The 9,244-nt window shown below is 66.0% G+C and carries 7 protein-coding genes; all 7 read right to left on the reverse strand.

What is annotated here, in order from left to right; genetic code table 11:
* Window positions 1–702 (reverse strand): pyruvate kinase (locus VFH65_RS27955; RefSeq protein ID WP_353326167.1); only part of this gene is annotated, 702 nt, incomplete at its 3' end.
* Between the two features lie 27 nt (window positions 703–729).
* On the reverse strand, window positions 730–2,238 hold the full coding sequence (locus tag VFH65_RS27960; protein ID WP_353326169.1) for a glutamate synthase subunit beta: 1,509 nt from the start codon (window positions 2,236–2,238) through the stop codon (window positions 730–732).
* A complete protein-coding gene (gltB, locus tag VFH65_RS27965; RefSeq protein WP_353326171.1) occupies window positions 2,231–6,772 on the reverse strand; it encodes a glutamate synthase large subunit in 4,542 nt (1,513 codons plus the stop codon). Before gltB ends, VFH65_RS27960 begins: the two co-directional genes overlap by 8 nt.
* Before the next feature lie 82 nt (window positions 6,773–6,854).
* Window positions 6,855–7,262 (reverse strand): DUF2752 domain-containing protein, encoded by a 408-nt coding sequence (locus VFH65_RS27970; RefSeq protein ID WP_353326179.1) that lies wholly within the window; start codon window positions 7,260–7,262, stop codon window positions 6,855–6,857.
* The gene (locus tag VFH65_RS27975; protein ID WP_353326173.1) at window positions 7,255–7,683 is read right to left on the reverse strand and encodes an NINE protein; all 429 of its coding nucleotides are present in this window, start codon (window positions 7,681–7,683) and stop codon (window positions 7,255–7,257) included. Before VFH65_RS27975 ends, VFH65_RS27970 begins: the two co-directional genes overlap by 8 nt.
* A 25-nt stretch (window positions 7,684–7,708) precedes the next feature.
* The gene (locus VFH65_RS27980; RefSeq protein WP_353326175.1) at window positions 7,709–8,134 is read right to left on the reverse strand and encodes an NINE protein; all 426 of its coding nucleotides are present in this window, start codon (window positions 8,132–8,134) and stop codon (window positions 7,709–7,711) included.
* A 408-nt stretch (window positions 8,135–8,542) separates the two neighbouring features.
* The coding region (locus VFH65_RS27985; RefSeq protein ID WP_353326177.1) for an HNH endonuclease signature motif containing protein at window positions 8,543–9,244 on the reverse strand (702 nt) is incomplete at its 5' end.

Consider the following 9,244-nt stretch of genomic DNA (forward strand, 5'->3'; position numbering starts at 1 on the left):
GGCGAGCACGATGGCCTCGAGGTTGTCGATGGCTTCGGGCTTCTCGAGTTTGGCGATGACCGGTACGCGGCGGCCGACGCGGTCCATCACCTCGTGGACGAGTTCGATGTCCGCGGGCGAGCGGACGAACGACAGCGCGACGAGGTCGACACCGAGCCGCATTGCGAACTCGAGGTCGTCGATGTCCTTCTCCGACAGCGCGGGCGCCGACACGTTCATTCCTGGCAGCGACATGCCCTTGTTGTTGCTGACCGCGCCGCCCTCGGTGACGGTGCACACCACGTCGTTGCCGTCGATCTTGTCGACAACGAGTCCGACGTTGCCGTCGTCGACCAGGACCCGGTCGCCGGGCGTGGCGTCCTCGGCAAGCCGCTTATAGGTGGTGGACACGCGGTCGTGGGTGCCTTCGCAGTCGTCGATGGTGATTCGCACGGTCTCACCGTCGGCCCAGTAGGTGGGGCCGGAGGCGAACCGTCCGAGCCGGATCTTGGGGCCCTGCAGGTCGGCGAGGATGCCCACCGCACGTCCGGTCTGGTCCGAGGCGGCGCGCACCCGCTTGTAGTTGTCCTCGTGGTCGCTGTAATCGCCGTGGCTGAAGTTGAGCCGCGCGACGTCCATGCCGGCCTCGACCAGGGTCCTGAGGGCCTCGTCAGTGGCGGTGGCCGGGCCGAGGGTACAGACGATCTTTCCGCGTCTAGTCACGTCTGCTGAGCATAGTCGTGAATCGGTTCAGACGACTGCCAGAGGCAGCGCGCCCGGCTTGACGGGCTCGGGTAGATCGGACTCTCCCATCAGGTACGCGTCGACGGCGTGCGCTGCGCTGCGACCCTCGGCGATGGCCCAGACGATCAGCGACGCGCCGCGGTGGGCGTCGCCACAGACAAACACGCCAGGGGCCTCTGTCTGCCAGTCTGAGCCGCACGGCAACGCGCCGCGCTTGTTGAGTTCGAGGCCGAGGCCGTCCAGCAGCGGCATGTGCTCGACGCCGTCGAACCCGATGGCAAGGAGAGCCAATTCACAGGGAAGTTCCAGCGACTGTCCGACCGGCGTGATGTGCCGCCGGCCCGCGGCGTCACGCTCGACACGCACCTCGGCGATCTCCATGGCGCGCACATTGCCGTGCTCGTCGCCGAGGAAACGCTGCACGGCGACCTCGTACCGGCGGTGACCGCCCTCGGCGTGCGCCGGCGAGAGGCGGGTCCGCAGCACCAGCGGCCACGTCGGCCACGGCGACTGGGATTCGTCGCGGTACTCCGGAGGCTCGGGGTTGTAGTCCAGCTGCGTGACCGACGCAGCGCCCTGGCGGTGCGCGGTGCCGAGGCAGTCGGCGCCGGTGTCGCCGCCGCCGATGATCACGACGTGCTTACCGCTGGCCGAAAGCGAGCTTGGCCCGTCGCCTTCGCATTCCTTGTTGGCGGGCACCAGGTGCTCCATGGCCAGGTGAACGCCCTTGAGGTGGCGGCCTTCGACCTCGTTGTCGCGTCCCCTCAGCGCCCCGACAGCCAGCACGACGGCGTCGTACTGGCCGCGGAGTTGTTCGACGGTGAGGTCGACGCCCACTTCGGTTTCGGTGACGAAACGTGTTCCCTCTGCCCGCATTTGGGCCAGACGCTGGTTCAGCGTCGATTTCTGGAGCTTGTACTCCGGAATGCCGTAGCGCATCAGCCCGCCGATCCGGTCGTCGCGTTCGTAGACGGTGACGTCATGGCCGGCGCGGGTAAGCTGTTGGGCCGCAGCCAGTCCGGCGGGCCCGGAGCCGACAATCGCGACTTTCTTGCCGGTTGAGATGGCAGCGGGTTGCGGTTCGACGATGCCGTACATCCACGCGTGGTCGGCGATCGCCTGCTCGATGCGCTTGATGGTGACGCTGCCGCCGGTCTGCTCCTCGCCGATGGACAGCACGCAGGCGGCCTCGCATGGTGCTGGGCACAGCCGGCCCGTGAACTCGGGGAAGTTGTTGGTGGCGTGCAGCCGATCGCTGGCCGCGTCCCAGCGGCCGCGCCTGACGAGGTCGTTCCACTCGGGGATCAGGTTGCCGAGCGGGCAGCCCGCGGTTCCGGAGTGGCAGAACGGGATTCCGCAATCCATGCAGCGGCCGGCCTGCTCCGACACCTCGCCCGCGCGTTCGTGGGGATCCTGGCGCTCGTAGACCTCGTACCAATCGCCGACCCGCTCGTCGACCGGCCGCTTCGCCGCCTCGACCCTGGGGATCTTCAGAAAGCCGGTTGGGTCAGCCACGGCTGGCCTCCATGATCGCGGTGTCGACGTCGCGGCCCTCTCGCTTGGCCACCAAGGTGGCTTCCAGGACGCGCTGGTAGTCGCGGGGCATGATCTTGGTGAATTGCGCGCTGCGCCTTGGCCAGTCGGACAGTATCGAGGTGGCCAGAGTGCTCCCGGTGAACTGGGCGTGCCTGGCGATGACGTCGTGCAGCCACGTCAGATCCTCGGGTTCGAGGCGCTGCAGTTCCACCATTTCCGGGTTGACTCGCTTCGGGTCGAGACCGAGCACGAACGCGATGCCGCCGGACATTCCGGCCGCCATGTTGCGCCCCGTCTTGCCCAGCACGACGACCCTGCCGCCGGTCATGTACTCGCAGGCGTGATCGCCGACGCCCTCGACCACGGCCAGCGCGCCGGAGTTGCGGGCGCAGAAGCGCTCCCCCACCCGGCCGCGGAGAAACACCTCGCCGGAGGTGGCGCCGTAGAGCAGTGTGTTGCCGGCGATGACGTTGTCCTCGGCAAGGAACAGCACGTCGTCTTCGGGCTTGACGATGACGCGCCCACCCGAAAGGCCTTTGCCGACATAGTCGTTGGCGTCGCCGACGAGTTCAAGGGTGATTCCCGGCGGCAGGAACGCGCCGATGGACTGGCCCGCGGAACCGGTCAGCGTGATGTGGATGGTGTCGTCGGGCAGACCCTGGGCGCCGTAGCGGCGCGTCACCTCGGAACCGAGCAGGGTGCCTACGGTGCGGTTGACGTTGCGCACGGGCAGCTCGAGCCGGACAGGGTGCGCATCCTCGAGAGCGCCCTCGGCCAACTGGATGAACGTGCGGTCCAGGGCTTCGTCGAGGCCATGGTCCTGTGCCTTGAGGCGTCGCCGCTGGGTCAGCTTGGCACCGTGGGCATCGGTCGGCACGGCGAAGATCGGGGTCAGGTCCAGACCCTTGCTCTTCCAGTGGGCCAGACCCTTGGCCGTGTCGAGCATCTCGGCGTGGCCGACGGCCTCGTCGATGCTGCGGAACCCGAGTTCGGCAAGGTAGCGCCGAATGTCTTCGGCGATGAACCGGAAGTAGTTCTCCACGAACTCGGGCTTACCGTTGAACCGTGCTCGCAGCTCCGGGTTTTGGGTGGCCACGCCGACGGGGCAGGTGTCGAGGTGGCAGACACGCATCATGATGCAGCCGGAGACCACCAGCGGCGCAGTGGCGAAGCCAAACTCCTCGGCGCCGAGCAGTGCGGCGACGATCACGTCGCGCGCGGTGCGCATGCCACCGTCGCACTGCACGGTGATGCGGTCCCGCAACCCGTTGAGCACAAGCGTCTGCTGAGTGTCGGCAAGCCCGATCTCCCATGGCGCGCCCGCATGTTTGAGGCTGGTCAGCGGTGCGGCACCGGTGCCGCCGTCATACCCGGAGATCAGCACGACGTCGGCATGCGCCTTGGACACGCCCGCCGCGACGGTGCCGACGCCGACGCTGCTGACGAGCTTGACGTGGATACGAGCGTCTTCGTTGGCGTTCTTGAGGTCGTGGATGAGCTGGGCAAGGTCTTCGATGGAGTAAATGTCGTGGTGCGGGGGCGGTGAGATGAGGCCGACGCCGGGCGTGGAGTGCCGCGTCTTGGCGATGTTCGGATATACCTTGTAGCCCGGAAGCTGGCCACCCTCACCGGGTTTAGCGCCTTGGGCCATCTTGATCTGGATGTCGGAGGCGTTGACAAGGTAGTCGCTGGTGACGCCGAACCGCCCGGATGCGACCTGCTTGACGGCGCTGCGCCGTTTCGGGTCGTAGAGGCGGTCGACGTCCTCGCCGCCTTCGCCACTGTTCGACCGCCCGCCGAGGTTGTTCATGGCGATCGCCATGGTTTCGTGAGCCTCGGCGGAGATGGAGCCGTAACTCATTGCGCCAGTGTTGAACCGGGTGAGGATGGAATCGACGGGTTCCACGTCTTCCAACGGCACGGGTGGACGCAGGCCCTTCTTGAACTCGAACAACCCCCTCAATGTGCCGCCTTCGCGGGACAGCCGGTTCACTTCGTCGGAGTACTGACCGAAGATGTCGTGGCGGCCGGTCCGGGTCGAATGCTGAAGCAGGAACACCACTTCGGGGGTGAACAGGTGCAACTCGCCCTCGCGACGGAACGCGTACTCGCCGCCGACCTCGAGGCGGCGGTGCACCCGTTCGGTGGGGTTCTCCGGGTAGGCCCTGCGATGGCGCAGCTTGACCTCCTCGGCGAGGACGTCGAGCCCGGCCCCGCCGAGTTGGGTTGGCGTGCCGGTGAAGTACTCGTTGATGACGTCGCGGTCGATGCCGACGGCCTCGAAGACCTGGGCCGCGGTGTAGGAGGCGACGGTGGAGATGCCCATCTTGCTCATCACCTTCGTGACGCCCTTGCCGAGCGCTTTGAGGTAGTTGCGCACGGCAGCGGCGGGCTCGATGCCGGTGAGTTCGCCTTCGCGGATGAGGTCTTCTATCGACTCGAAGGCCAGGTACGGGTTGACGGCTGCGGCACCGAAACCGATGAGCATGGCGATGTGGTGGACTTCGCGGGCGTCACCACTTTCGACGACCAGCGCGACCGTGGTGCGCTCCTTGGTGCGCACCAGATGGTGGTGCACGGCGGAGACGGCAAGCAGCGACGGAATAGGCGCCTTGGTGTGATCGGAGTCGCGGTCCGAAATGACCAGTGTGCGAGCGCCTTTAGCAATGGCATCGCTTGCCCTTAACCGCAGATCTTCAAGTGCGTCGGCGAGGCCTTCTCCGCCGCGTTCCACGTCGTAGAGGGCTCGCAGGACGGCGGTCTTGAGGCCGGGGTGCTCCCCGTCGTCGTTGATGTGGACGATCTTGTTGAGCTCGTCGTTGTCGAGGACCGGCCAGCGCAGCACAATCTGGCGACAGGACGCGGCCGTCGGCTCGAGGAGATTATGTTCGGGGCCCATGACGCGGGACATGGAGGTGACGACTTCTTCGCGGATCGCGTCCAGCGGCGGGTTGGTCACCTGCGCGAAGAGTTCGACGAAGTAGTCGTAGAGCAGCCGGGACCGCTGGGAGAGCACGGCGGTCGGGGTGTCGGTTCCCATCGATCCAAGCGGTTCGGCGCCGGATGCCGCCATAGGCGTGAGCAGGATACGCAGGTCTTCCTCGGTGTAGCCGAACGAGATCTGCCTGCGCACAACGGATTCGTGGTTGGGCTGAAGGCGGGCGCGGTCAGGCAGGGTCTTCAGGTCGAGCAGACCGGCGTGCAGCCATTCGCCGTAGGGCTCCTGTCCGGCCAGACTCTCCTTGACCTCGTCGTCCGAGACGATCCGGCCGGCCGCCGTGTCGATGAGGAACATCTTGCCGGGTTGTAGACGGCCCTTCGCGACGATCTCGGCGGACGGCACGTCGAGCACGCCGCTCTCGCTGGCCAGGATGACGCGGTCGTCGATGGTGCGCCACCAACGCCCTGGCCGTAATCCGTTGCGGTCCAACACCGCTCCGACGAGTGTGCCGTCGGTGAAGGTCACGCACGCGGGACCGTCCCAGGGTTCCATCAGGGAGGCGTGGAACTGCCAGAACGCCCGCTCCGCGGGATCCATGGTGGTGTTGTTCTCCCACGCCTCTGGGATCATCATCAGAACGGCGTGGGGCAGGCTGCGGCCGCCGAGGTGCAGTAGTTCGAGCACCTCGTCAAAGGACGCGGAGTCGGAGGCCTCCGGTGTGCAGATCGGAGAGAGCCGGGACATCTCGCCAGGGATTTGCGCACTTTCCAGCATGGCCTCGCGGGCATACATGCGATTGCGGTTGCCGCGCACGGTGTTGATTTCGCCATTGTGCGCCACGAAGCGGAACGGATGGGCCAGTGGCCAGGAGGGAAACGTGTTGGTGGAGAAGCGACTGTGCACGATCGCGATAGCGCTCACGCATCTTTCGTCGCGCAGATCCGGAAAGTATTGGGGCAGTTGCATTGTGGTGAGCATGCCCTTATACACCATGGTCCGGCTGGACAGCGACGGAAAGTACACGCCGCTGCGTTCTGCGCGCTTGCGCAGAGGGTAGACGCGCCGGTCGAGTTCGATGCCGCTCGCGCCGTCCCGTGCGGCGACGAACAGTTGGGACATGTGGGGCATGCAGCTCAGGGCCGTCGCGCCGACCCCGGCGCCGTCCGGATCCACCGGCACCTTGCGCCAGCCAAGGACTTGGAGGCACTCCTCCTCGGCGATGGCTTCGATGTGTTGGCGGGCGTCGGCTCGGGCGACGGGGTCTTGGGGCAGGAAGCAGATGCCGGCGGCGAAGGTGTTGGCGCCGTCGGCGGGCTGTGGGAGCTCGAAGTCGACGACCGCTTTGAGGAGTTCGACGGGCAGCTGGATGAGGATGCCCGCGCCGTCGCCGCTGTTGGGCTCGGCACCTGCGGCACCCCGGTGTTCGAGGTGTTCCAGAGCGGTCAGCCCGTCGGCGACGATGGCGTGCGAGCGGCGACCCTGGATGTCGGTGACCATGGCGACGCCACACGAGTCCGATTCGTTGTCGGGGTCATACAAGCCCTGACGATCGGGCAACGCCGAAAACAGCATTGGAAGTACCTCCGCAGTCCGGATAAATCTGGTCTGGGACTGCACCGGCCCGAATGTCGAGTGTATCAGCGCAGGTCGGCCGCTACCCCTCGAGAAGGGTCGGGACCAGCGGGAACCCGGGCATATTTCGTGCCACAGTCCAGGTGACGGTGGCGACGACGATGACGACGATCGCCGACACGGGCATCAAGGATTGGCCGCGGCGCCGGCGCGTCAGAAGCCAGGCGGCGAGCAGAGGCAGGCCGACGAGTAGGAAGACGTTGTCGACAATCGCGGCGCTGAGGTCGCCGTGGAGCAGATCGTGAGTCATGCGGAGGCCGCCGCAGCCGGGACAGTTCCAGCCTGTCATCGCCTTGAAAGGGCAAGGAGGAAAGAGCGAGCCTGGACGGTGGGGATCGTTGAGGCCGATGTAGGTGAGCCCGCCCGCCAGAACGGCGCCCGTGCTGAGTGTGCCGTATAGCCGTCCCCGGCTGGTGGTGGTGTCAGCCATCGCGCAGGGGCCGCCCGTAGTTGTCGCGGACATTGCCGCTGAGGATGACGATCGCGTCGACGATCCCCCAGATCACCGGGATAAGGAAGCCGACTCCACAGGTCAATATGCCGATGACGATGCCGCCGAACAGCCCGACGAGAAGCTGCACGATTCCCAGGCTGGTCTGGCCGATGTAGATGCGGCCAAAGCCGAGGAAGCCGAGAAGTCCAAGCAATTGAAGTAGCCCAGCGATGGTTTTGGACTTGTCCGAAAGGGGCTCACCGGTGAAGGGATGGCGTCCGTACGGAGCAGCGGGATCCGCGTACGCGCCCGGATACGGCGGGTACGGGAAGTTTGGCGGCGGATAGCCCGTAGGCGGGGGTGGCTGCTGTGGCGGCACACCCTCTCCGCTCGAACCGAACTGCGACGGATCGGTCATGGCCCCAGCATGCCAGAACGCGTTGCTAGGTTCCGTCGCGAAGGGGCCGGCCTGCGGGATCGCGAACCTTGTCGGTGAGGATCAGCACCGCGTCGATGATCCCCCAGACGACGGCACCGATGAAGCACGTGAGGACTCCGACGACGAGCTGTGCGATCCCGAGGCCGGTGTAGCCGAGGTAGATCCGACCGATGCCGACTACGCCGAACAATCCCAGCAACTGCAGCAAGCCGGCGACGACCTTGGACTTGTCGGACAGCGGTTCGCCCGTTATCGGGTGGCGCCCGTAGGGCGCGGAAGGATCGGCGTACACCGGTGGGTACTGACCGGGCGGGGGCGGGTACTGGCCCGGGGGCGGGTACTGGCCCGGCGGTGGCGGATATCCCGGCTCTGGTTGGGGTGGAGGCGGCTGGCTCCCGAACTCGTTGCCACCGAACTGCGGCTCCGTCATGGCGTTCAGCATGCCAGAATCGCAGGCCCGCTAGAAGGGTTGTCCGGTAGCCAGACGAAGATTGTCGGGTTGTCCGCGGATTCCACGCCGGCGGTGAGCATTTGGAGGACCTTGCCCAAACTGGCGGAGAGGTCGCTGCAGTACTCGACGGAACTCAGCGCCCGGTTACATCACACATTGGCTGCAACGATTCCGCGACGGCGAGATCGATACGGTTGAAGTCGCCGAAGAAGTAACGACGCGATTCAACGACGTGGCAGCCGCGCTCGGCCCGACAGTGTGGAATACCGGTTGCACCTCTTGGTATCTCACCGACGAAAGCATGTCGATCTCTGGCCTACGACCTTTAGACGATGGCCAGCATGCTTCTGGAGCCCGACGATCGCGACTATCACGTCGTCGCCGCCGCTAAAACGGTGGTGGTTCGTAGTTTTGGGCGAGCCAGGCTTGGCGTTGGCGTTCTTCTTCGGCGATGAGTTCGGTGCGTTCACGGCGTTCGGCGTTGATCCGGTCGCGGCGGTCTTGCTCGCGGGTTTGTTTGCGTCGCGGCATCATTGCGGTCCGGTCCGTCGCATGTTCCTGCAAACTTGGTGGGATCGTCAGCTCGCCGGTGGATTGGCCCAGTGCGGGGAACATCGCCGCGCCGTGGGCTTCGGTGGTGTAGACATGCCCGCTCGGGGAACGCAACACGATCCGGCCGTCGGGCAGCTGTTCATCGAACCAGCCGCAGAACGTTTTGATCAGATGATGAATCCGGCAGTACGGCTTGTTGTTGGAGGCATGCGTGGGCCCATCGGGCCAGGGTTTGGTGTGGTCGATGTCGCATTTCTGCGCGGGTTTGTCGCAACCGGGCCAGCGACACGTCACATCCCGCCACCTGATGAACTCGACGGTTTTCGCACTCGGCCGATACCCCGGATCCGGCGCCACCGCGGTAGGAACGGTCACCGGCTTGAGCTTGGCCGTGGCAGCCAACTCCCGCACCGATTCGGCGGGCAGAATCCCAAACCCACGCAAATACCCCGGGTTGTCACTGGAACCCTCCAGGGTGGCCTGCTCAGCCAACACATGAATCACCACCGCCGCCGCCGCGGACGCCGCAGTGCGCTC

Source organism: Mycobacterium sp. (assembly GCF_035697385.1).
GTDB lineage: Bacteria > Actinomycetota > Actinomycetes > Mycobacteriales > Mycobacteriaceae > Mycobacterium.

Coding starts and splice junctions, on each gene's coding strand:
- gltB (WP_353326171.1), bottom strand. CDS start 6,772: ATGCTGTTTTCGGCGTTGCCCGATCGTCAGGGCTTGTATGACCCCGAC.
- VFH65_RS27970 (WP_353326179.1), bottom strand. CDS start 7,262: ATGGCTGACACCACCACCAGCCGGGGACGGCTATACGGCACACTCAGC.
- VFH65_RS27975 (WP_353326173.1), bottom strand. CDS start 7,683: ATGACCGATCCGTCGCAGTTCGGTTCGAGCGGAGAGGGTGTGCCGCCA.
- VFH65_RS27980 (WP_353326175.1), bottom strand. CDS start 8,134: ATGACGGAGCCGCAGTTCGGTGGCAACGAGTTCGGGAGCCAGCCGCCT.